The organism is Actinomadura sp. 3N407 (genome assembly GCF_052245875.1).
Taxonomy (GTDB): domain Bacteria; phylum Actinomycetota; class Actinomycetes; order Streptosporangiales; family Streptosporangiaceae; genus Spirillospora.
The window spans coordinates 1-531 of sequence record NZ_JBQQBP010000108.1; the positions used below are offsets into that span (position 1 = coordinate 1).

General features: G+C 67.6%; 1 protein-coding gene. It reads left to right on the forward strand.

Annotated elements, in window-relative coordinates; genetic code table 11:
• Positions 1-462: type III pantothenate kinase (locus ACTWPP_RS45170; RefSeq protein WP_443110645.1), on the forward strand; the 462-nt coding region annotated here is incomplete at its 5' end.
• Positions 463-531 lie beyond the last annotated feature (69 nt).

A 531-nucleotide genomic window follows, 5' to 3' on the forward strand; every position in this document is an offset into this window, starting at 1 on the left:
GGCGCACGCAGCCTGTGGCCCGACACCGCCCTGCTGCTGGTGACAGCCGGCACCGCCACCACACTCGACATCGTCTCGCCCGATGGCCTGTTTGCCGGCGGCCTGATCCTGCCCGGCATCACGCTGATGATGCGCGCGCTCTCGCGCAACACGGCACAGTTGCCCGAGGTGGATATCAGCTACCTCAGCGCGCGCGATGCCGTTGCGCCGCCGTGGGCCGACAACACGCAGGATGCCATCGCCCTGGGCTGCGTCACGGCCCAGGCTGGTGCCATCGCGCAGACGTGGCAGACGCTGCAATCGCAATACCCCGGCCCGGCACGCTGCGTGCTGAGCGGCGGTGCACGTGCCGCCCTCGCCCCGCATCTGCGCATGCCGTTCCAGATGCACGATAATCTTGTGCTGCTTGGCCTACAGGTGCTGGCGCGCGCAAACCGGGAAGGTGCGGCGACGCTGGCGTGAGGGCCACCGTTTTCGTATTACCGTTGTTGCTGTCGCCGTGTTCCTGCATTCTGAGCCACCGTCCGAATC